The 23895-nt window shown below is 38.8% G+C and carries 21 protein-coding genes and 1 other annotated feature; of the genes, 20 read left to right on the forward strand and 1 reads right to left on the reverse strand.

Features of this window, described 5'->3' with window-relative positions; translation table 11 throughout:
- Positions 1-99: 99 nt before the first annotated feature.
- From ACIQ2D_RS19325 to ileS, 10 genes are all read left to right on the forward strand, one after another.
- Complete coding sequence (locus tag ACIQ2D_RS19325) at positions 100-933, forward strand: sigma-E processing peptidase SpoIIGA (RefSeq protein WP_402866943.1); 834 nt, start codon at positions 100-102, stop codon at positions 931-933.
- A gap of 13 nt (positions 934-946) precedes the next feature.
- Positions 947-1654 carry an RNA polymerase sporulation sigma factor SigE gene (sigE, locus tag ACIQ2D_RS19330; RefSeq protein WP_402866944.1) on the forward strand — a complete coding sequence of 236 codons (708 nt, stop codon included), beginning with the start codon at positions 947-949 and terminating at the stop codon, positions 1652-1654.
- Positions 1655-1769: 115 nt separating this feature from the next.
- Positions 1770-2543, forward strand: coding sequence for an RNA polymerase sporulation sigma factor SigG (gene sigG / locus ACIQ2D_RS19335; protein WP_402866945.1), 774 nt, complete (start codon positions 1770-1772; stop codon positions 2541-2543).
- Between the two features lie 220 nt (positions 2544-2763).
- The gene (locus ACIQ2D_RS19340; protein WP_402866946.1) at positions 2764-3000 is read left to right on the forward strand and encodes a YlmC/YmxH family sporulation protein; all 237 of its coding nucleotides are present in this window, start codon (positions 2764-2766) and stop codon (positions 2998-3000) included.
- 136 nt (positions 3001-3136) lie between these two features.
- Positions 3137-3841, forward strand: coding sequence for a YggS family pyridoxal phosphate-dependent enzyme (locus ACIQ2D_RS19345; protein ID WP_402866947.1), 705 nt, complete (start codon positions 3137-3139; stop codon positions 3839-3841).
- Positions 3825-4316 carry a cell division protein SepF gene (locus tag ACIQ2D_RS19350; protein WP_402866948.1) on the forward strand — a complete coding sequence of 164 codons (492 nt, stop codon included), beginning with the start codon at positions 3825-3827 and terminating at the stop codon, positions 4314-4316. The genes ACIQ2D_RS19345 and ACIQ2D_RS19350 overlap by 17 nt, the downstream gene beginning before the upstream one ends.
- A 21-nt stretch (positions 4317-4337) precedes the next feature.
- A complete protein-coding gene (locus tag ACIQ2D_RS19355) occupies positions 4338-4610 on the forward strand; it encodes a YggT family protein (RefSeq protein WP_402866949.1) in 273 nt (90 codons plus the stop codon).
- 75 nt (positions 4611-4685) lie between these two features.
- Positions 4686-5474, forward strand: coding sequence for a YlmH family RNA-binding protein (locus ACIQ2D_RS19360; protein ID WP_402866950.1), 789 nt, complete (start codon positions 4686-4688; stop codon positions 5472-5474).
- Positions 5475-5569: 95 nt separating this feature from the next.
- Positions 5570-6094 carry a DivIVA domain-containing protein gene (locus tag ACIQ2D_RS19365; RefSeq protein ID WP_402866951.1) on the forward strand — a complete coding sequence of 175 codons (525 nt, stop codon included), beginning with the start codon at positions 5570-5572 and terminating at the stop codon, positions 6092-6094.
- 72 nt (positions 6095-6166) lie between these two features.
- Positions 6167-6390, forward strand: a binding site (T-box leader).
- Between the two features lie 125 nt (positions 6391-6515).
- Entirely contained in the window at positions 6516-9272 is a 2757-nt protein-coding gene (ileS, locus tag ACIQ2D_RS19370) for an isoleucine--tRNA ligase (RefSeq protein WP_402866952.1), read from the forward strand.
- 278 nt (positions 9273-9550) lie between these two features.
- Here ileS and ACIQ2D_RS19375 read toward each other — a convergent pair whose 3' ends face one another.
- Complete coding sequence (locus ACIQ2D_RS19375) at positions 9551-10729, reverse strand: helix-turn-helix domain-containing protein (RefSeq protein WP_402866953.1); 1179 nt, start codon at positions 10727-10729, stop codon at positions 9551-9553.
- Between the two features lie 474 nt (positions 10730-11203).
- Here ACIQ2D_RS19375 and ACIQ2D_RS19380 point away from each other — a divergent pair, with 474 nt between their 5' ends.
- The 10 genes from ACIQ2D_RS19380 to carB all read left to right on the forward strand — a co-directional run bounded on the left by ACIQ2D_RS19380 (position 11204) and on the right by carB (position 23895).
- A complete protein-coding gene (locus ACIQ2D_RS19380) occupies positions 11204-12340 on the forward strand; it encodes an FIST signal transduction protein (protein ID WP_402866954.1) in 1137 nt (378 codons plus the stop codon).
- Between the two features lie 10 nt (positions 12341-12350).
- Positions 12351-13340 (forward strand): methyl-accepting chemotaxis protein, encoded by a 990-nt coding sequence (locus ACIQ2D_RS19385; RefSeq protein WP_402866955.1) that lies wholly within the window; start codon positions 12351-12353, stop codon positions 13338-13340.
- A 210-nt stretch (positions 13341-13550) separates the two neighbouring features.
- Positions 13551-14030 carry a signal peptidase II gene (gene lspA / locus ACIQ2D_RS19390; protein ID WP_402866956.1) on the forward strand — a complete coding sequence of 160 codons (480 nt, stop codon included), beginning with the start codon at positions 13551-13553 and terminating at the stop codon, positions 14028-14030.
- On the forward strand, positions 14027-14938 hold the full coding sequence (locus ACIQ2D_RS19395; protein ID WP_402866957.1) for an RluA family pseudouridine synthase: 912 nt from the start codon (positions 14027-14029) through the stop codon (positions 14936-14938). The genes lspA and ACIQ2D_RS19395 overlap by 4 nt, the downstream gene beginning before the upstream one ends.
- Positions 14939-15156: 218 nt before the next feature.
- The gene (gene pyrR, locus ACIQ2D_RS19400) at positions 15157-15720 is read left to right on the forward strand and encodes a bifunctional pyr operon transcriptional regulator/uracil phosphoribosyltransferase PyrR (protein ID WP_402866972.1); all 564 of its coding nucleotides are present in this window, start codon (positions 15157-15159) and stop codon (positions 15718-15720) included.
- 20 nt (positions 15721-15740) lie between these two features.
- Entirely contained in the window at positions 15741-17072 is a 1332-nt protein-coding gene (locus tag ACIQ2D_RS19405; protein WP_402866958.1) for a uracil-xanthine permease family protein, read from the forward strand.
- 375 nt (positions 17073-17447) lie between these two features.
- Positions 17448-18326, forward strand: coding sequence for an aspartate carbamoyltransferase catalytic subunit (locus ACIQ2D_RS19410; RefSeq protein WP_402866959.1), 879 nt, complete (start codon positions 17448-17450; stop codon positions 18324-18326).
- Position 18327: 1 nt separating this feature from the next.
- Positions 18328-19605, forward strand: coding sequence for a dihydroorotase (locus ACIQ2D_RS19415; protein ID WP_402866960.1), 1278 nt, complete (start codon positions 18328-18330; stop codon positions 19603-19605).
- Entirely contained in the window at positions 19605-20705 is a 1101-nt protein-coding gene (gene carA, locus ACIQ2D_RS19420) for a glutamine-hydrolyzing carbamoyl-phosphate synthase small subunit (RefSeq protein ID WP_402866961.1), read from the forward strand. Before ACIQ2D_RS19415 ends, carA begins: the two co-directional genes overlap by 1 nt.
- A complete protein-coding gene (gene carB / locus ACIQ2D_RS19425; protein ID WP_402866962.1) occupies positions 20698-23895 on the forward strand; it encodes a carbamoyl-phosphate synthase large subunit in 3198 nt (1065 codons plus the stop codon). Before carA ends, carB begins: the two co-directional genes overlap by 8 nt.

Here is a 23895-nt window from a genome sequence, read left to right on the forward strand (position 1 = left end):
AAGCGTTTTTTTTGTCAAAATCTTTTTTAGAATCTCTTCTACTGTTTGACAATATTTGTGTAAATTGCGTGCTAAATTAGTAATTAGGAGGCGGCTGTTATGTATGGAGAATGGCTGGTGCTCATTAATACGCTTTACAATCTGGCGATACTTACGTTTGCAGCAAAGGTGACTGGGGTTCATGTAAAGAATAAAAGACTCTTAATGAGCTCGATTTGTAGTAGTTTGATTGCTGTTGTAGGTGGACAAACGCTAGTGGTTACATTTTTGAGTTTTCTTGCACTAATTGGAATTGCTTTTCGCTTTAAATTACGTAGCTTTCAAAAACAAGGACCAATCGTATTAACAGCGACGGTCATTGTAGGAGGGTTATTAACAGCATTACAACCGTACTTAAAGAACCTTTCTGTTATTCATTTCATTCTGATTTGCTTTTTGTTAGCGGTCGGCAATTTGGTTGTTTTTTATAAGCAATGGGGATTTGTGAAGCTTGAACGTTTCAGTGGTCAATTTGTCTATGAGACAACTTTAAAGATTTTTGGTGAAACGATTCCGCTTTCGGCATTTGTTGATACAGGGAATCAATGTATTGAACCAATGTCTGGCAAACCAGTCCACTTTGTATCGTATACAGCTTTGCGCCCGAATATACCGATATCTATAAAAAAAGCGTTAGCAGAATGGCAAGAAACAGATCCGTATAATGTGTCGATGTTTTCGCCAGATTACCAGCGGATTATACGATTTATTCATGTCAATACGGTACAGCAACAGACTATTGTACTCGGTTTTCGCTTTGATGAATTGCATATCAAAGGGGAGTCATCGCAAGTGAAAACAAATGAATATATCGTTTTGACAAAAAAAGCGAAAAATTTTCCGCATAGCACAGCAGCAATATTACATTTTTCAGCGCTTTCAAATCAATCATAGAGGGGGAAAACTATTGCTTCTTAGGCTACTTGCTAGCTTGAAAAAATTATGGGGTAAGTTTCGTAGTAGTGAGACGTACTATATAGGGGGTAACGATTCATTGCCAGTGCCATTAAGTCGAGAAGAAGAAGTGTCGGTGATTGCATCCTTTATGAATGGGGATTTACGAGCAAGAGATACACTAATTGAACGCAATTTGCGTCTTGTTGTCTATATTGCGAGACGTTTTGATAATACAGGAACTCCGATAGAAGATTTAATAAGTATTGGATCGATTGGGCTTATAAAAGCGATTGAAACGTTTAATACTGATAAAAATATTAAGCTAGCCACATATGCATCACGTTGTATTGAAAATGAAATTTTAATGCATTTACGCAAAACGAGCCGTATGAAAGGTGAGGTTTCACTAGATGAACCATTAAATTCAGACGCTGATGGAAATGAGCTACTGTTGTCGGATATATTGGGGACAGAAGAGCATATTATTTTAGATAATGTTGAGAAGAAAATTGAGCGGCAGCATATGTTCCATGCGATCAATTTACTAGGTCAGCGCGAGCGTTATATTATGGAATGTCGTTTTGGCTTAAATGGCAAAATTGAAATGACGCAAAAAGAAGTAGCTGATCACTTAGGTATTTCACAGTCTTATATTTCTCGTCTAGAGAAGAAAATTATTCAAGATTTACGAGAAAATTTAAATCAACCAATTTCGTAAGTAGGAAATATTGACCTGCCTAAAATTGGCTATGACTTTTGTGCATATTCTTATTTCTTCAGGACAAACTGATTTCACGGTTTAAGTCAGAGAACAACATCCGGAGGAATCGAATATGCGAACAAAAGTAGATCTTTGCGGCTTAGATACATCGACTTTGCCAATATTAAAACATGAGGAAATGAAGGCACTCTTCATTCGCTTACAAGCAGGAGAAACCGAGATTAGGGAAGAGCTTGTCATGTGTAATTTAAGATTGGTGCTTAGTATTGTTGGGAGATTTGCCTATAGGGGAGAACAGGCAGATGATTTGTTTCAAGTAGGAAGTATCGGTCTTATGAAAGCCATCGATCATTTCGATTTGAAGCATAATGTAAGATTTTCAACATATGCTGTACCAATGATTATTGGTGAAATTCGCCGCCATTTACGTGACCATCATGCGTTACGAGTGTCTCGTTCATTGCGAGACATTGCCTATAAAGCTATGCAGGCAAAGGAGCAATGGATTACAGATAATTTGCGTGAGCCAACGATTGAAGAAATAGCTGAAATGATTGATATGAAAAAGGAAGATGTCTTGTTTGCTTTAGATGCTATTCAAGACCCAGTATCATTGCAAGAGCCCATTTATGCAGATGGTGGAGATGCCGTCTATATGATGGATCAGCTTCGTGATGATGCCGTATCTGAAGATCAGTGGGTTGCCTATGTATCGGTGAAAGAGAGTATGCAAAAATTAGATGTACGTCAACAAATGATTCTTGCAAAGCGTTTTTATTTTGGCGAAACACAAACTGAAATTGCCAAGGAACTTGGAATTTCACAGGCGCAAATCTCACGCTTAGAAAAAAATGCAATTGAAACAATGCAAAAAGATTATAAGTAACTAGTCAATGCGCACCCGAGACTTCGGTGCGCATTTTATCTTCATTCAGCTTTAAATTATTGTCTCTAAAGGTGTGAGATGAATGTGGTTCTATCTTTATTCAGCAGACGTATAGATACCCGCTGAATAAAGATAGAACCAACGGCGGATGTAACATGTTTTTGCGCGAAAACGGCAGGTATTATTACGCCGTGGTGTAATTGATATGGGGGGGATATTGATGCGTTTTTCCGTTTTACAACAAAAAGAAGTCATAGAAGCGGGCAATGGACGTTTTTTAGGCTTTGTGGTGGATGCAGAAGTGTCAAAAGAAACGGGTTATGTGACAGCCTTTATGATTGCAGAGCCACGCAAGTATCTTGGTTTTTTTAAAGGAGAAGAATCTATTAGAAAAGTTTTCATGAAGGATGTACTTGTCGTTGGAAAAGATGTTATTCTAGTGAAGTCACTCGCGTAGATGTCTAGGTATATATGCTGATTGGGTATAATTAGAAAGTGAATATGCATTTCCTAATAGGTCAGGCTATTTATTGATAAAAGAAGCATTGCTTGTTACAATGTAGAAAACTAATGTTGTAAAGTTGGGAAAAATAGTGACTAAAATTTCAACAAATTTAACGAAAATAGAAGAACAAATACTCACAGCACAAAAAAAAGCGCATCGTGAAGGTGATAATGTACACATTATCGCTGTTACAAAAGAAGTTTCTGTTGAAAGAACACAAGAAGCGATTGCTGCTGGGCTTACACATTTAGGTGAAAATCGCCCCGAAGGCTTAAACAATAAAATTGAAGCTATTGATGAACCAGTAAATTGGCATTACATTGGCTCATTGCAAACAAGAAAAGTGAAACAGGTTATTAATCAGATTGATTATCTACATTCGTTAGACCGATTAAGTCTAGCGGAAGAAATAGAAAAAAGAGCGATAGAACCTGTAAAATGTTTTGTTCAAGTAAATGTTTCAGGTGAAGAATCTAAGCATGGCTTAAATGCTATGGAAGCTGTATCATTTATTCAATCTTTAAAGGACTTTACTAAAATTCAAGTTGTTGGTTTAATGACAATGGCGCCGAATACTGAGGATGAATCGGTAATTCGCTCTGTTTTTAAGCAATTAAAACAATGTCAACAGCAAATAGCCGATCAAGGATTAGCACATGCACCTTGTACCGAGTTATCAATGGGCATGTCAAATGACTTCCAAATTGCGGTAGAGGAAGGAGCTACATTCGTTCGAGTTGGAACGGCTCTTGTTGGAAATGAAAGAGGGGAACAGGATGAGCATGAAAAATAAAATAAAAAATTTCTTTTATCTCGAGGAAGAAATCGAAGAAGAAATCACGCAAGCTCCTATTCAACAGCAAGTACAACAGCAACAACCAATACCAGCAATGAAGTCTAAAAAAATGATGAAGGAACGTAAAGCTCCGATTCATGAAGTGGTACAACAAAGTAACGTACCGAATAATAACATCGTGAGTATACAAGCAGCAATGTCCTCTAAAGGATCTAAAGTGGTACTAGTAGAGCCGAGGATCTATGCAGAGGCGCAGGATATTGCAGAAAACTTAAAAAACAAGCGTGCTACAATCGTGAACTTACAACGTATTGATCGAGAGCAAGGTGTTCGTATTATTGATTTTTTAAGTGGAACTGTTTATGCACTTGGCGGCGATATTCAACGTATTGGCAAAGACATTTTTCTTTGTACGCCGGATAATGTAGAAGTATCTGGTGAAATTTCTAATTTTATTATTGACGATAACTAATGAGCGAGGATTGTAGAATATATGGTTGAAATTATGAATCTGATAGCAATTGCATTTTATGTTTATTCATTAATGTTAATAGCTTATATATTAATGTCTTGGGTACCAGCTGCCCAAAATTCAGCAGTTGGACGTATGCTAGAAAAAGTTTGCGAGCCGTATTTAGGTATCTTTAGGAAGTTCATTCCACCAATCGGAATGATTGATATTTCTCCGATTGTAGCAATCTTCTTATTGAATTATATTCAAAAAGGACTTTTCATCGTCATTGAAAAAATATACATGATGTTTTAGTCGAAAATCCTCACTGATTGTGGGGATTTTTTGTTTAATAGAAATTTATAGAGAGATAGAAGAGGTGACAACTAATTGGAACATTTAATACAACACTTTAGAAAGGATGAACAGCCTTTCATTGAACAGGTTGTGAGTTGGCAACGTGAAGTAGACGATCGCTATGCACCAAAATTAACAGATTTTCTAGATCCGAGACAACGATTCATCGTGGCATCTATTTTGGGACAAACGAATGAATTACAAACAGCAAGTGCTGGTTTATTTGAAGATGCAGAACGTCAGCGCATGCTCATTTTCCCGTCATATTATGAGCCACAAGTAGATGATTTTCAAATGACTGTTTATACCATTCATTATCCGTCTAAATTTGTGCAGCTTCGTCATCCAGATGTGTTAGGTGCTTTACTTTCGCTTGGTTTAGATCGCACTAAATTTGGCGATATTCGTGTAAATGAACAACAAGTACAATTTGTTGTGGCACATGAGGTGGCCGATTATGTACGATTACATTTAACGGGTATTGGTAAAGTAAAGGTTCATATAGAGTTGATTAAGGAAACAGAGCAACTTATCCTAAATGAAGATGAGTGGCAAGAAGAGTCACATACAGTTTCATCCATGCGTTTAGATGTTATTTTAGCTACCGTATTAAATGTTTCCCGTCAAAAGGCGCAGGCTCTGATAACAGGGAATAAAGTACGTGTAAACTGGACAGAGCGAGATGCAGTAGCTTTTGAATTACAGGAAGGCGATATTTTATCGGTTAGAGGAAGTGGCCGGGTGAAAGTAATTATGACAGAAGGTCGAACAAAAAAAGATAAGATTCGACTGCAAATTGGTCGGTTGACACAAAAAAGCTAAAAAACTTGTGAATTTCATTTATTTTTACTGCGAAGTTGTTAGAAGAAATGTATAATAGTGAGTACGAATGTTAATGTAAAGGAGAGAAGGATCGTATGCCATTATCACCTATTGATATACATAATAAGGAGTTTACGAAATCTTTCAGAGGTTATGCAGAAGATGAAGTAAATGAATTTTTAGATCAAATCATTAAAGACTATGAAATTTTGCTGCGTGAAAAGAAAGATGTCGATAAGCAATTAGAAGCGGCTCTAGAACAAACAAGATATTTCAATTCTTTAGAAGAGACGTTACAAAAATCTATTGTTGTAGCACAAGAAGCAGCTGATGAAGTACGTCGAAATTCTCAAAAAGAAGCAAAATTGATTGTTAAGGAAGCAGAAAAAAATGCGGATCGTATTGTCAATGAAGCATTAACAAAGGCTCGTAAAATTACAATAGAGATTGATGAATTAAAAAAACAATCAAAAGTTTTCCGCAATCGATTCAAGATGTTAGTGGAAGCACAGCTTGATTTATTAAACACAGATGATTGGGAACACTTGCTGCAGTATGATATTGATTTAACAGAGATTCAATCTTCTGTTGAAGGCTCACAAGGTTCAGACGAAGTATAGGTAGTTAATTTCACTTGACGATATGCATTGGTTTTCATATACTTTGTAACAGTAGTTATTATAATTGACATAATACAGGCGGAGACGGAAACAGTATTTGTTAGATGCGGTGATAGCGATTTGGGGATAGTGTGAGCCCAAACAAGCAAATAACAAAGAAAATCATTCCTGAGCTAAATAACTGAACTAACAGTAAGTTATTTCGTTGCGCACGACGTTAACGTGCTTTCAAGAGGTAGTGTAATTTTATGCTACAACTAGGGTGGTACCGCGAGTTCAAGCTTCTCGTCCCTTTTAGGGATTGAGGGGCTTTTTTGTTTGCAAAAATGGTCAACATTATGTGAGATAGAGTTGATTGCAACCCCTCGGAATGGGGCGTAATTGCCCCGATATTCATTAAAAATTGAAGGAGGAATACTAAATGGTAGAGTATAAAGAAACGTTATTAATGCCGAAAACGGATTTCCCAATGCGTGGGAACTTACCGGCAAATGAACCAAAAATGCAAGAAAAATGGAATGAGATGGACATTAACAAATTACAAATGGAGCGCACTGCAGGTCGCCCAGAATTTGTTTTACACGATGGCCCTCCATACGCAAATGGCGATATTCATATCGGGCATGCGTTAAATAAAGTCCTTAAAGATATGATTACTCGTCAACGTTCAATGACTGGCTACCACGTAAATTATATTCCAGGCTGGGATACGCATGGTTTACCAATCGAGCAAGCATTAACAAACAAAGGTGTAAAACGTAAAGAAATGTCAGTTGCTGATTTCCGTCAACTTTGTGAAGAATATGCATACGAACAAATCGATCGTCAACGCACACAATTCCGTCGTCTAGGGGTTCGCGGTGACTGGGAAAATCCTTATATCACATTAAAACCTGAATTCGAGGCGCGCCAAATCGAAGTATTCGGACGAATGGCTGAAAAAGGTTACATTTACAAAGGTCTAAAACCAGTATATTGGTCACCATCTTCTGAATCAGCACTTGCTGAAGCAGAAATCGAATACCAAGATGTAAAATCTGCATCTATCTATGTTAGCTTTGCTATTAAAGATGCAAAAGGCGTCGTGCCAGCAGATGCGAAATTCATCATCTGGACAACAACACCGTGGACAATGCCAGCAAACTTAGGGATTTCATTAAACCCTGATTTCACATACGTTGTTGTAGCAGTAGAAGATAAAAAATTCATCATCGCTAAAGAGCTATTAGAATCTGTATCGACTGCACTTGAGTGGGCGTCGTATGAAATCGTACAAGAAGTAAAAGGGCAAGAAATGGACCGCATCGTTGCACAGCATCCATTCTATGACCGTGAATCACTTGTTATGGTTGGTGAGCACGTAACAGCTGAAGCTGGTACAGGGTGTGTTCATACAGCACCTGGACACGGGGAAGACGACTATAACATCGGTAAATTATATGATTTACCAGTACTTAGCCCAGTTGATAATCGTGGCTGCTACACAGATGAAGCGCCTGGCTTTGAAGGTGTTTTCTACAATGATGCCAATAAAATGATTACAGCTAAATTAGAAGAAGTTGGTGCTCTTGAGAAATTAAGCTTCTTTACACACTCATACCCGCATGACTGGCGTACAAAAAAACCAGTAATCTATCGTGCAACACCACAATGGTTTGCGTCTATTGATGCTTTCCGTGATGAATTACTTGCAGCAGTTAAAGCAACTAAGTTTACACCAGCTTGGGGCGAAACTCGTCTTTATAACATGATTCGTGACCGTGGAGATTGGGTAATTTCTCGTCAACGTGCATGGGGCGTGCCGATTCCTATTTTCTACGCAGAAAATGGTGAACCAATCATTACACCTGAAACGATTGCACATATCTCTGCATTATTCCGTGAGCACGGTTCGAATATTTGGTTCCAAAAGTCAGCGAAGGAATTACTTCCTGAAGGCTTTACACATGAAGGTAGCCCAAATGGTGAATTCACTAAAGAAAATGATATTATGGACGTTTGGTTTGACTCAGGTTCTTCACACCAAGGTGTGCTAGTAGAGCGTGGCATGAAATATCCTGCTGACCTTTACTTAGAAGGTTCTGACCAGTACCGTGGTTGGTTCAACTCTTCATTAATCACAAGTGTTGCAATCAATGGCTATGCACCATATAAAGGCTTATTATCACACGGTTTCGTACTTGATGGTGATGGTCGTAAAATGAGTAAATCATTAGGGAATGTTATCATTCCTGAAAAAGTAATGAACCAATACGGTGCAGATATTCTACGTCTTTGGGTAGCATCTGTTGACTACACTGCTGACGTACGTATTTCAATGGATATGTTAAAACAAGTATCTGAAGTATATCGTAAAATCCGTAACACATTCCGTTTCTTACACGGAAACGTTGCTGATTTTAATCCACAGACAGACCGTGTAGCATACGCTGATTTACGTGAAATGGATCAATACGTATACATGCGCCTGCAAGATGTGTTAAAAACAGTGCGTGCTGCGTATGACCGTTATGATTTCGCTGCAGTATATCATGCAATCAATAACTTTGTGGCTCTTGAATTATCTTCATTCTACTTAGACATCGCAAAAGATGTTGTGTATATCGAAGGTCATGACAATAAAGACCGTCGTGCAATGCAAACAGTGATGCATGATACATTAATGACATTATTAAAAGTTATGACACCAATCATCCCACATACAACGGATGAAATGTGGTCTTACTTAGATGTAGAAGAAGCTTCTGTTCAATTAACGGACTTCCCAGAAGTAGTTGAACAAGCAAACTTCGAAAGCCTACGTGCGAAATGGGACAACATCATCGCTGTCCGTAATGATATCTTAAAGGCACTTGAAGAAGCTCGTAATGCAAAAACAATCGGTAAATCTTTAGAAGCAAAAATTTCTGTTTATGCAAATGAAGATATCGTGGCACTTTTAAGTGATGCAAACATTGACTTTGCACAGCTTTCAATTGTATCTGCTTTTGAAGTAGCCCCACTTGAGACAGCTCCTGCTGAAGCGTTGGCGCTTGAGCACGTTTCAATCGTTGTTGAAAAAGCAACGGGTGAGAAATGTGAACGTTGCTGGTCAATTTCTGAAACAGTTGGCTCAAATGAGAAACATTCAACAGTTTGTGCGCGTTGTGCAGAAGTAGTAGAGAAATATTACGTTTAACATTAATGGGTCATTACCAAAATATGTACTTGGCTTAAAATAAACCCCACTATTTGTAAGCACATGGAACGGAAGGTGGCGACTCCTAGGGGATTAGCGAGCAACTTGAGACCCTGCAGGAGCACAGCGACGTAGCGGCTCAAGGCTCGCCCCCTGGAAAGCGTCCGCCTGTAGTGGAATGTGCTGTCACGTACAGATTTTGGTGTAGAGCCACATTAATTGGCGGATTTATTTAAATAAAAATGAGCAGCCGGATGATCGCATCGGCTGCTCATTTTTTATTTGAACAATATTTCTTTTGTATTTCGGTATTCGCTAGGTGTAATACCAACATGTTTTTTAAAGGTTAAGCTGTAATAATTAGAAGTATTAAAGCCTGAACTTGTTGCGATTTTATCAATAGTATAATCATATTTTCGTAAAAAAGTCACAGTTTTAAGAACACGTGTAAACGCAACATAATCAACAAAATTGCGACCTGTCTCCTTTTTAAACAGGCGGCTAAAATGTGCAGGACTAAAGTTAATATAGTTTGCTACATCACATAAAACAAGTTGCTCATCGTAATGCTCTTCGATGTAAGCTATTGCTTTTTGTAGTTGTTCATTTTTAGTTAAGTCTTCATAAAATCGCACGTTAAGATTATCAACGGATGGTTTTTTACGAGCTTTTCTTGCCTGGCTATAGGATTGATAGACTTGCCTTGGTTGTTGGTAAACATCACCGATCCCCATAAATAAATGGATGTTGTAATCTCTTTTTAAGACTTCAATGACATTTAATAAGCAAGTTAATCCTTCAGACCAATGCTTAAAGGATGTATAGTCAGAAGGTATACGCATAAGTAGCAATAAGTAGCGTTCAAAATTTAAAAAAGAGATTGATGCTTTATTCGCGAAATTAGTTCGAAAAACATTAGTAATGATACTCGCAGCATCAATATCTATAGGATGGTTTTCATCAAGTATCCTATAGCCTTGAATTAAAAACACAATATTCGGAATGTTGTCAGCAGATAAAAAGGAAGCAGCTTGAATAATTTCTTGTTCATTTTCGATTTCACCACGAATAAGTCTTCTCAAAAAAGCTTCTCGGAATGGAGATGTATGATCTTGTGGAACTTGTTGAGATAATTCATACATAGTCAATTTGTGAGCTTGTTTTTCGTGAAGAGATGCATAGAGCTTTTTCACGATACGTAAAAATTTAGTCTTATGTAGCGGTTTAATTAAGAGTGCTTGCAAATTAAGTTCAATAGCAATACTAGTAGAGTAGGTTAAGTGTTCTGCAACAATAGGCACGATAATGTTATTAGGATAATTTCTATGCAATCGATTTACCTTAACCCAGTCAAACAAATGGTTTATTTCATATACAAAAATTGTCATTTCGTTTGCCGCTAGATATTCACATTCAACAAAAGTGTTTGGAAGAAACTCCTCTAGCCATGCTGTCATACACTTTTTATCATCAGAATTTTCAACTGCCCAAGTAATGCTTAAAATGATTAACAGCCCCTTCCTTATATAACTATATGAAACCGCCTTATAAAAATATTTTAACTTAAAATAGTGTTTTTTTGTACTAATACAGCAATATTTTGTATCATTTTTATTGAAAAAATGAAATAAAATAGAAGTTATGAGTAATAGAGGGGAAATTTAAATAACTATATGTCCATAACAAAGTAGAAATTGTAGGATGGTAAGTTGGATTGAACAGGATGTGTAAACGTTTATCGCTAATAGATGCTAAAGCAATAATCTGTTTATGATTTCGGAGGGTACAGGAACAAGTACACAAAAAATGAGGTAGGATTCTTTTACAAGAAACTATACAAGTGATTTTAGTTATTAGACTATTAAGATTTCGTGTTATAATTTGGGAAAAGATTAGAAATATAATCTATAAGAAACAGGTAGGTGAAACTTATGCCACACATACAATCGGCATTATCGACGATACGTGATACATCACAGGCGTTTCAAGAGATTAGTGCTCAGTTGCATTCCAATCCTGTGCTTATTCTCTTTTTTACTAGCACGGTACATTCTTTTGAACAATTGACTGAATTATTTCAAGTTAAATATCCAAATTGCGAAGTTGTTGGGGTAACGACGACTGGTGAGATTGGTCCACAAGGATTTTCTGATAATAGTTTAAGTGCACAAAGCTTTGCGCAGGAGTTTGGTCAAATCGAGGCTTTACTTTTAGAGAACATCGAAAAATATCCAATATTTGATCGCAATAAACTTTTACATAGTGTGAAGAAATTAGGTATTCGCGTCGAGAGCGAGCAAATCGACAAGGAAGGGCTAGCGCTCATTTTTCCAACAGGCTTAGTTGCTGGTGAGGAAAAAATGCTATCAGTTGTAAATTCGATTTTTAATTTTGAAGGTTTTCCTATTTTTGGTGGAACTGCCGGTGATGATGCTAAATTTGTACAAACGATTGTGAGTTTGAATGGGCAGCAATCTTTTAAGGGTGGTATCGTTGTTTTTATTAAAACCAATCTAGACTTTTACATACAAAAAGAAAATATTTTCACTAGTACTGGCATTACGCTGAAAATTACGAAGGCAGACGCTGAAAAACGTATTGTTTATGAAATTAATGATGAGCCTGCTACGAGGGCTTATGCAAAAGCATTAGGGATAAGTGAGCCACAATTGCCCCAATACTTTATGACAAATCCTCTAGGTCGACGCTTTAATGAGGAGATATTAATTGCTTCTCCATTCCGCGTCGAAGCTAATGGTGCACTGGCATTCTATTGCCAAGTATTTCAGGATGCAGTATTAGAGCTGTTGGAGCCAAAGGATCCTGTCACAACTTTGCAAAAAACACTTTCTGAATTTACATCTCAATTTGACAAACTAGAGGGTGTATTGGCTTGTAATTGTATTTTACGAAAATTGCAGTTTCAAGAGCAGCGTTTATTCCCAGCATTAAATAATCAGCTAAGCCAATTGCCGAATCTATCTGGATTTTGTAGCTACGGAGAACAGTTAAACAAATCTTTAATTAACCAAACCTTATTATTAATTGGCTTTGGCAAACGAGGATAGGAGAACGAACATGCTAAAACAATTATTTATGCGTACAAAAGATGAACAAACTGAAGAGGCACTAAGACAAGAAATTGAAGGTTTAACATCTGAAGAACAGGACATGATTTTAACGGGTATGTTTGATTTAATCTCGCTGTTAACGACTGCCAATGAAAAAAATGCGAAGGGCGATAGTTTTTTTATTGAGCGAATTACAGGGATTAAAGACTCTCTAGCGGAACAGCACCAGGAATTGCAACATTCTAATGAAGGTGCGATGAGGATTGTGAGTGAAGCAGAGCGTGTTCATGAAATAACAAATGCTGTAGAGATACAGGGCAAAGATAATATTCGTTTAGTCGTTGAAGGCAATGATAATATGAACAAACTTTTCGCGCAAATGGAGAAAGTGATGGATGTTTTCAAAGGATTTGAACATTCCATGCAGGAAGTCCAAACGGAAACGAGTAATATTATGGCTTTTACAAAAATGATAAGTGATATTGCCGACCAAACGAATCTTCTAGCACTTAATGCTTCAATTGAGGCTGCACGTGCAGGTGAGCATGGTAAAGGCTTTGCTGTAGTGGCAAACGAAGTACGGAAACTAGCAGAGCAAAGTAAAGATGCACTTGTCCATATTCGCTCTAAGGTAACGGAAATTGTTGACCGGATGGAACAACTGTCTACAACAATGAAGGAAGAAGCGTTAATTGTTGGTGAAACACAAGACATGACAACATATACGAAAGCTTTCTTTGAGAAAATAGAGCAATCTGAGCAGTCACTATTTACGAATATGTCTGCCATTCAACAGGCGACAGATCAAACGATGACAGAAGTGGTTGCCTTTCATCAGCAACTGACGGCAATTATTGAATCGACAAAGGTGTCTATTGAAGGAATCAATGAGTTATATAAGTTTTCACAAGATAAATTTTATAATGCCAATGACATTACATCTTATATTGCGCAACTGTACTATTTAGCAGAAGCTGTGCGTCATCAGCGCTTATAATTTTATTCAATAGATTTTTATAGCAAAAGCTACAAGGTAAATTCGCTGTTGAGAATTTAATTTAAGCAGGACACCTGAATTAGTCTAGTAATCGGACGATTCAAGTGTCCTGTTAGCGTTTCCATCATATTTTCATGTACTATAAGTTATTCTTTGTATGTGCTCTTATGGTAGAATAGATAAGATATCGTGCAAACGGAGGAATGGCTTGTGTATAAATATTATGGATTGGCCGCTTTTGCTATACTTTTAGATCAATGGACAAAATGGCTAATTGTGAAAAATATGGATTATGGGGAACGCATCTCAGTATGGGACCCGTGGTTAGGTATCTTGTCTCATCGTAATAGAGGGGCTGCATGGGGCATGTTAGAAGGTCAAATGTGGTTGTTTACGATTGTGACAGTTGGTGTGATTATTGCCATCATTTACTTCTATCATAAAGAGGCAAAGGGTAAACCGATTTTCCAAGTAGGTTTAATGTTGCTATTAGGCGGGGCGATTGGGAACTTTATTGATCGATTATTTAGAGGTGAAGTGGTCGATTTTGTGGACGTATTAATCCCGGTTATTAATTATCATTTCCCTATATTTAATGTTGCAGATGCAGCATTATCGATTGCGGTAGTTGTATTAATGATTGGTTTAATCATTGAGGATAAAAAAGAAAAGAAACAGGTGGAACAATGACAGTAGTAACATATACAATGGAAGAACAACAACAGGGAGAGCGCATTGATAAGGCGGTCTCGAGCGTACAAACAGAATGGTCACGTACACAAATAGGCAACTGGATTACAGAAGGTATTGTCAAAGTGAATGGTGAAACAGTAAAAGCGAAGTATAAAGTAAAAGCAGGAGATGTCGTAGAAATCACTGTTCCAGAAGCAGAACCTCTAGACGTTATAGCAGAAAACTTAGATCTTGACATCGTTTATGAAGATGCAGATGTATTAGTAGTGAACAAACCAAAAGGTATGGTTGTACATCCTGCACCTGGTCACTTGACAGGTACACTTGTAAACGGCTTAATGTACCACTGCAAAGATTTATCTGGCATAAACGGCATTATGCGTCCAGGTATTGTCCATCGTATTGACAAAGATACATCTGGTTTATTAATGGTTGCTAAAAATGACGTTGCGCATGAATCATTAGTCGACCAACTTGTGAAGAAGACGGTAACACGTAAATATACAGCGCTTGTACACGGGCATATTGCACATGACAAAGGTACGATTGAGGCACCAATTGGCCGTGACCAAAAAGATCGTCAAAGACAAGCAGTAGTGGATAATGGTAAGCATGCTGTAACACACTTCCAAGTTGTCGAACGTTTTGGAGACTTTACGTTAGTAGAGTGTCGTTTAGAAACAGGGCGTACACACCAAATTCGTGTGCACATGAAGTATATTGGTTTCCCACTTGTGGGTGATCCAAAATATGGTCCGAAAAAGACAATTGATTTTGGCGGACAAGTATTACATGCAGGAGTTTTAGGATTTGTACATCCTGTTTCAGGCGAATATTTAGAGTTTGAAGCACCACTTCCTGCTGATTTTGTGCAATTAGTAGACGAATTACGAAATAATCATTGACGTATTCAGATAGACGGTCTATAATAGCGACAGTGAATGAATAACTCAACTTAATATTCACCTTTAATGGCAGTCCAGAGAGGCTGAGAAGGTACATGTGAAAGTGTTGAAAGAATTTGTGATGCAAATTTTTCCAACGCACTTATTAAACACGTATATAACCCTCTCAAGCCCTGCGCTTCGAGAGGTTTTTTTTATGGACACATGACCAAACTAAGATAAGAGAGGGGGAGTCAAACATGACAAAAAACGAGTTATTAGATAGTCCGTCAATGACGAGAGCATTGACTCGTATTGCACATGAAATTATTGAACGTAACAAAGGAATTGACGAGTGTATTTTAGTTGGTATTAAAACACGTGGTGCTTATTTAGCCAAACGCCTAGCAGAGCGCATCGAAAAAATCGAAGGAAAACCGATACGTACAGGTGAACTAGACATTACATTGTACCGAGATGATTTATCGATGAAGCATGATAATGAACAAGCACATGTACAACAAGTAGATATCGAATACGGGGTAGCCAATCAGAAGATTATATTAGTCGATGATGTATTATACACGGGGCGTACTGTAAGAGCTGCATTAGACGCAGTTATGGATTTAGGCAGACCTTCACAAATTCAATTAGCAGTTTTAATAGACAGAGGTCATCGTGAATTACCGATTCGAGCAGATTACGTTGGAAAGAATGTTCCAACATCGGGTACAGAACGAATCGTTGTACATCTGCTAGAAGTTGACGGTGAAGATTGCGTCACAATTTATAAAGAAGACTAAACATGAAGAGAGGAAACGAAATGTCAAAGGCAGTTTTAGACATAAATGATAAACCGACACCAGTCCAATTAGTTACATTAAGTTTCCAGCATATGTTCGCCATGTTCGGGTCGACAATTTTAGTACCGCAACTTGTTGGGCTAAGCCCAGCAATTGCCTTGCTTACAAGCGGGATTGCTACACTTGTCTTCCTATTAGTCACACAGTTTAAAGTGCCAGCTTATCTAGGATCATCATTTGCCTTCATATCACCAATTTTAATTGCCTCAAACGGCTTAACAGAGGATGGCGCAAGTGTAAATCCAGGGAATGCAATGATAGGTGCCATGGCAGTTGGTTTAGTGTACGGGATTGTATCATTATTAATTTGGAAAACAGGTTATAAATGGTTGATGCGCTTACTACCACCGATTGTAGTAGCGCCAGTCATTATCGTGATTGGATTAGGTTTATCAGGTACAGCAGTAGATATGGCGATGAATATAAAAGTGGAGCAGTTCAATGAGACAACTGGAGTTGTAGAAATAGTGTCTCAGTATAGTGTATTGCACTTCACAGCAGCTTTAGTCACATTATTCTCAGCCATTATTTTCACAGTGTATTTTAAAAACATTTTAAGTGCGATGCCGATCCTTATGGGGCTAATCGTAGGCTATATTTATTCAGTCATCATCGGAATTGTTGATTTTTCATCGGTAAAGGAAGCGTCGTTCGTCGCTTCACCAGACTTCTTAATTCCAGGTATTGACTATGAAATTAATATTACAGCTAAAATCTTACTCGCAATGGTACCGATTGTGATCGTGACAATTTCAGAACATATCGGCCACCAATTAGTTTTGGGGAAAGTTGTGAATCGGAATTATATAAAAGATCCAGGTTTGCACCGCTCGATTTTAGGCGATGGTTTAGGGACATTAGTAAGTGCGATTATCGGCGGTCCACCGAAAACTACATATGGTGAGAATATTGGAGTGTTGGCAATCACACGTGTCTATTCAGTATACGTCATCATGGGTGCAGCAATCATTGCGATTGTCGTGTCGTTCTTTGGAAAAGCAATGGCATTAATTGCAACAATTCCAACTGCAGTTCTTGGTGGTATTTCAATCTTATTATTCGGTATTATCGCTTCTAGTGGTTTACGTATGCTAGTTGAAAACAATGTAGATTTTGGAAATAATCGTAACATGGTTATCGCATCTGTTATTCTAGTAGTAGGAATCGGTGGTGCGGCTCTAAGATTTACTGAATCATTTGCTATAGAAGGAATGGCGTTAGCTGCCATTATCGGAGTTATTTTGAACTTAGTATTACCAGGTCGTGATAAAGAAGTGGCCGACTATGATTAACTAAATAAGTAGTACCTTTTAATGAATTGTCCAGAGAGGCAGAGAAAGGGAAGATGTAGACAAGTATAAAGGAAGAATCATATTCTTTCTTCAACTCGTCACGCCTCCTTATGCCTCGCTGATGACATCAGCGGGGCTTTTTCTTTATTCAGCAAGCTGAACAAAGAAAGCCTCCGGCGGATGCCACAAATTTTGAAAGATTTTAGTGGATGTTAGTCTAAATACGTCGCATCCATGCGACAACGGCTAACTGACCTGAGTCATCAGGCCCAAGCACGATTCAAAATTTGGGCGTCAAATGCGCCAAGGCGAATTTGAGTAAAGTAGAACGTCATACATAGACGTTCATGACACACAACCTAATGGAGGTACATGATGAAGAACTTATTATCGATGGAACATTTAACAAACGAAGAAATTAACCACATCTTAGACCGTGCGCGGGCTTTTGAAAATGGAGAAGCATCATCGTTATCTCGCACATACAACGTCGCTAACTTATTTTTTGAACCGAGTACACGTACGAAGACGAGCTTTGAAATGGCAGAGCGCAAAATTGGCTGTACGGTCATTCCTTTTGATGCAGGATTCTCGAGCATGACAAAGGGTGAAACAATGTACGATACGGTAAAGACATTAGAAATGATTGGCATAGATGCAGTAGTCATCCGCGCGAAAGAAGATGAATATTACAACGAGCTGCTGGAAGGCATAAACGTTGCTGTCATTAACGCGGGAGATGGCGCTGGCCAACATCCGTCACAATCATTACTAGATCTTTACACAATCAAAAAAGAATTCGGTTCCTTTGAAGGGTTAAATGTTACAATCGCAGGGGATGTATCGCATAGTCGCGTAGCTAAGTCTAACGCAACAGCTTTACAGCGCTTAGGTGCAAATGTACGCTTTCTTTGTCCAGAAGCTTGGGCAGGCGAGTTTGAGGCGCATCACACTTGGGATGGCTTGATTGATACGAGCGATGTCATTATGTTACTACGTGTGCAACATGAACGTCATAAAGTGAATAAAAGTTTTTCGAAAGAAAGCTATCACGAAGAGTTTGGCTTAACAATTGAACGTGAAAAGCAGATGAAAGAAACGGCAATTATTATGCATCCTGCTCCGGTTAACCGAGATGTTGAAATAGCATCTGAGTTAGTAGAATGCGAACGTTCTAGAATTTTTGATCAAGTACGCAATGGTGTATTCGCGCGTATGGCGATTGTTGAAACGATTTTAAAGGAGAGAGACTAACATGAAAAAAGTATTTCGAAATGTTCGAATAGTAAATGAACAAAGTGAATTAGAAACAGTAAATGTAGCTATCGAGAATGGGAAAATCGCAGCAATTGGCGCAAATGTAACAATAGACGGTGCAGAAGTAATTGAAGGTAAAGGACACTTATTATCACCAGGTTTTGTTGATGTACATACGCATTTACGCGAGCCAGGCTTTGAGCATAAAGAAACAATTGCAACAGGTACGGCTTCAGCAGCTAAGGGTGGTTTCACAACAATTTGTGCAATGCCAAATACGAAACCAGTACCAGATTCAGTGGAAAACATGCAACTGATCAATGGTCTTATCAAAGAAAGTGCTGTTGTACGTGTGCTACCATACGGTTCACTAACAAAAGACATTTCTGGTGAAGTTCGCACAAGTATTGAAGAGTTAAAGGAACAAGGAGCAGTTGCATTCTCGGATGACGGTGTTGGGATCCAACTTGCATCAACAATGTATGAGCAAATGAAGGAAGCTGCGAAACATGATGTTGTCGTAGTTGCACACTGCGAAGATAATTCACTGATCTACGATGGCGTGATGCACGAAGGAACACGAAATGTAGAGCTTGGCTTACCAGGTATTCCGTCAATTTGTGAATCAGTCCAAATTGCACGCGATGTGTTACTTGCAGAAGCAGCGGGTGCTCGCTATCACGTTTGTCACGTATCGACGAAAGAATCTGTACGTGCAGTACGTGATGCAAAAGCAGCAGGTATCCGTGTAACTGCAGAAGTTTGCCCACATCACCTACTATTAGAAGAAATGGACATTCCATCAGATGATGCAAACTGGAAAATGAACCCGCCATTACGTGCAAAAGATGATAAAGATTCATTACATGCAGCACTACTGGATGGCACAATCGATTGTATCGCAACAGACCATGCACCACACACAGAAGAAGAAAAATGCTGTGGTATGGTTGGCGCGCCGTTCGGTATTGTAGGGTTCGAAACAGCATTCCCACTGCTTTACACACAGTTTGTGGAAACAGGCAAGTGGACTTTAAAGCAATTAATCGATTGGATGTCTGTCAAAGCAGCACAAATTTTTGATCTACCATATGGAACACTTGAAGTTGGTGCATCAGCAGATATGATTCTAATCGATTTGGATAAAGAACAAACAATTGATGCAGAAGGTTTTGTATCAAAAGGTCGTAACACACCATTCAATGGTTGGGTAGCAAAAGGCTGGCCAGTAGTTACAATTTTTGAAGGCAACATCGTATATCAGGAGGCGGAATAATGAAAAAACGTTTACTTATTTTAGAAGATGGCACGGTATTCACAGGCACAGCGTTCGGTAGCGAGCGAGCTTCACAAGGTGAAGTAGTATTTACAACAGGAATGACAGGCTACCAAGAAACAATATCAGATCCTTCTTTTTATGGACAAATTGTAACGTTAACATATCCGTTAGTAGGTAACTACGGCATTAACCGAGACGACTTCGAATCAATCACACCAGAAATTCGTGGTTTCGTAGTACGTGAGCTTGCGAAAACACCTTCTAACTTCCGTTGTGATATGTCACTTGGTGATTACTTATTGTCAAAAGACATCCCTGGGATTGAAGGCATCGATACGCGTAAGTTAACTCGTATTATTCGTAGCAAAGGTTCAGTAAAAGCAATTCTGACAGCAGCAGATGAAGAAGTGGATGTAGATGAAATCGTTGCAAAATTACAAGCAACGCCAGCAATTACACACCATGTGCGAGAAGTATCACCTAAAGCGGCTTATCCATCACCAGGACGTGGCAAGCGTGTTGTTGTGATTGACTACGGTATGAAGCACGGGATTTTACGTGAATTAAATAAACGTGACTGTGACGTACTTGTTGTACCTTATAACACTTCTGCGGAAGAAATTTTAGCATGGCATCCAGATGGCATTATGCTATCAAACGGTCCTGGTAACCCTGAGGACGTAGAAGAAGGCATCGAAACTGTGCGCAATTTAATCGGAAAAGTGCCAATGTTCGGTATTTGCCTAGGTCACCAAATCTTTTCACTAGCAAGTGGTGCAAAAGCTTTCAAACTACCATTTGGTCACCGCGGAGGGAATCATCCAGTAAAAGATTTACGCACTGGCCGCACAGATTTAACATCTCAAAATCATGGCTATGCAATTGACATCGATTCTTTAAAAGATACAGATTTAGAATTAACACATGTCGCATTAAACGATGGTACTTGTGAAGGGGTTCGTCATAAGAAATTCCCAATCTTCACGGTGCAATATCACCCAGAAGCATCACCAGGTCCAGAAGATTCAAATCACTTATTTGACGAATTTATCGAAATGATGGAAGTAGAAGCAGGGAAGGGGAAACAACATGCCTAAACGTACAGATATAGAAACTATTTTAGTAATCGGGTCAGGCCCAATCGTAATCGGACAAGCAGCAGAATTTGACTACGCAGGAACACAAGCTTGTCTTTCATTAAAAGAAGAAGGCTACCGCGTTATTTTAATCAACTCAAACCCTGCAACAATCATGACAGATACAGAGATTGCCGACAAAGTATACATCGAGCCAATTACGCTTGAATTCGTATCACGCATTCTTCGTAAAGAACGTCCAGACGCTATCCTACCAACACTTGGTGGACAAACAGGTCTAAACATGGCGATCGAGTTAGACGAATCAGGTATCTTAAATGAACTAAATATCGAAATTTTAGGAACAAAATTAGATGCAATTCATAAAGCAGAAGACCGTGATTTATTCCGTAACTTAATGTATGAGCTAGGTGCTCCAGTACCTGAATCAGACATTATCCATAACATGACAGAAGCTAAAGCATTAGTATCACGTATTGGCTACCCAGTAATCGTACGTCCAGCATTCACACTTGGCGGTACGGGCGGCGGTATTTGTTACAACGATCAAGACCTAGAGGAAATCGTAACATCTGGTTTGAAATATTCTCCAGTGACACAATGTTTACTTGAAAAATCAATCGCTGGCTATAAAGAGATTGAATATGAAGTAATGCGTGATGCTGCGGATAACGCCATCGTTGTATGTAACATGGAAAACTTTGACCCAGTAGGTATTCACACGGGTGACTCGATTGTAGTGGCACCAACACAAACACTTTCTGACCGTGAAAACCAAATGCTACGTAATATTTCTTTAGATATTATCCGCGCCCTTAAAATCGAAGGTGGTTGTAACGTACAGTTAGCTTTAGATCCATACAGCTTTAACTACTATGTAATTGAAGTAAACCCACGTGTATCACGTTCATCAGCATTAGCATCAAAAGCAACGGGTTACCCAATCGCGAAGCTTGCTGCTAAAATCGCTGTAGGTCTTACACTAGATGAAATCAAAAACCCAGTAACAGGTTCAACATATGCTTGCTTCGAGCCAGCGCTTGACTACATCGTTGCAAAAATCCCACGCTGGCCATTTGATAAGTTCGAATCAGCAAAACGTAACCTTGGTACTCAAATGAAAGCTACTGGTGAGGTTATGGCACTTGGACGTACGTTTGAGGAAGCGATACTTAAAGCAGTACGTTCTCTAGAAACAGGTCAAGTACACCTAGAGCTAAAACATGCGGAAGACAATACAGATGCTTGGATTGAGAAACGTATCCGTAAAGCAGGTGATGAACGCTTATTCTTCATCGGAGAAGCAATTCGTCGTGGTGTAACAATCGAGCAAATCCATGAATGGTCGGCAATCGATTTATTCTTCTTAAATAAACTTAAAAACATCGTGGACATGGAGCAAACACTTGCGGACAATAAAAACGATAAAGAGGTATTACGCACAGCAAAACGTCTAGGCTTCGCAGATAAAACAATCGCAGAGCTTTGGGATACAACAGAATCAGCAATTTATGCTTACCGTAAAGAAAACGGCATTATCCCTGTATACAAAATGGTAGACACATGTGCAGCAGAATTTGTATCAGAAACACCATACTTCTACGGTACTTACGAAGAAGAGAATGAATCTTTCAAATCTGATAAGCCATCAGTAATCGTTCTTGGTTCAGGTCCAATCCGTATTGGTCAAGGGGTAGAGTTTGACTATGCAACAGTTCACTCTGTATGGGCAATACAAGAAGCAGGTTACGAAGCAATCATCATCAACTCAAATCCAGAAACAGTATCAACTGACTTCTCAATTTCTGATAAATTATACTTCGAGCCATTAACAATCGAAGACGTAATGCATATCGTTGATCTTGAGCAACCAATCGGTGTTGTTGTCCAGTTCGGTGGTCAAACAGCGATTAACCTAGCTGATAAATTAGAAGCAAACGGCGTGAAAATTCTTGGTACAACACTAGAAGATATCGATCGTGCGGAAAACCGTGATAAATTCGAGCAAGCATTACACGAAATCGGCATTCCACAACCACTTGGTAAAACAGCTATTTCTGCTGAAGAAGCGATTGTAATCGGGAAAGAAATTGGCTTCCCAGTACTTGTTCGTCCTTCATACGTACTTGGTGGACGTGCGATGGAAATCGTTTATAACGAAGAAGAACTACAACACTATATGGAAAATGCGGTAGAAGCATCTCCAGATCATCCAGTACTTGTTGACCGTTACTTAACGGGTAATGAGATTGAAGTAGACGCAATTTGCGACGGTGAAAACGTGTTAATCCCAGGTATCATGGAACATATTGAACGCGCAGGGGTTCACTCGGGTGACTCAATTTCTGTCTACCCACCACAAAAATTAACACAAGCACAAAAAGATACATTAGTAGACTATACAACTCGCTTAGCAAAAGGTCTTGGCATCGTAGGTCTAATGAACATTCAGTATGTAATTTCAAAAGGTGAAGTATTCGTGATCGAAGTAAACCCACGTTCTTCACGTACAGTACCATTCTTAAGTAAAATTACAAACATCCCGATGGCTAACATTGCAACAAAAGCAATTCTAGGCACATCAATCGTAGAACAAGGCTACCCAACAGGCTTAGCAGCTGAGCAAAAAGGTGTATTCGTAAAAGTACCAGTATTCTCATTTGCAAAATTACGTCGCGTAGACATTACATTAGGCCCTGAAATGAAATCCACAGGGGAAGTAATGGGTAAAGATTCAACGCTTGAGAAAGCTCTATACAAAGGTTTAGTAGCAGCAGGCATGGAAGTACGCACAGAAGGTACAGTATTATTCACGGTATCTGATAAAGATAAAGAAGAAGCAATTGCACTAGCAAAACGCTTCTCAACAGTAGGCTACCGTATCGTAGCGACAGAAGGTACAGCAAAAGTATTCGAGGAAGCTGGCGTACGTACAGATATAGTTGGCAAAATCGGTGCAAAAGGCACAACATTACTAGATATGATTCAAAACGGTGAAGCGCAGCTTGTTGTTAACACGCTTACGAAAGGCAAACAACCAGCACGTGATGGCTTCCGTATCCGCCGCGAATCAGTAGAAAACGGTGTACCTTGCTTAACTTCACTAGATACAGCTGAAGCAATGCTTCGTGTCATTGAATCAATGACATTCACTGCAGAACAAATGCCAAAAGCGGAGGTAGTACACTAA

Source organism: Lysinibacillus sp. NPDC097287 (assembly GCF_044761695.1).
Taxonomy (GTDB): Bacteria; Bacillota; Bacilli; order Bacillales_A; family Planococcaceae; genus Lysinibacillus.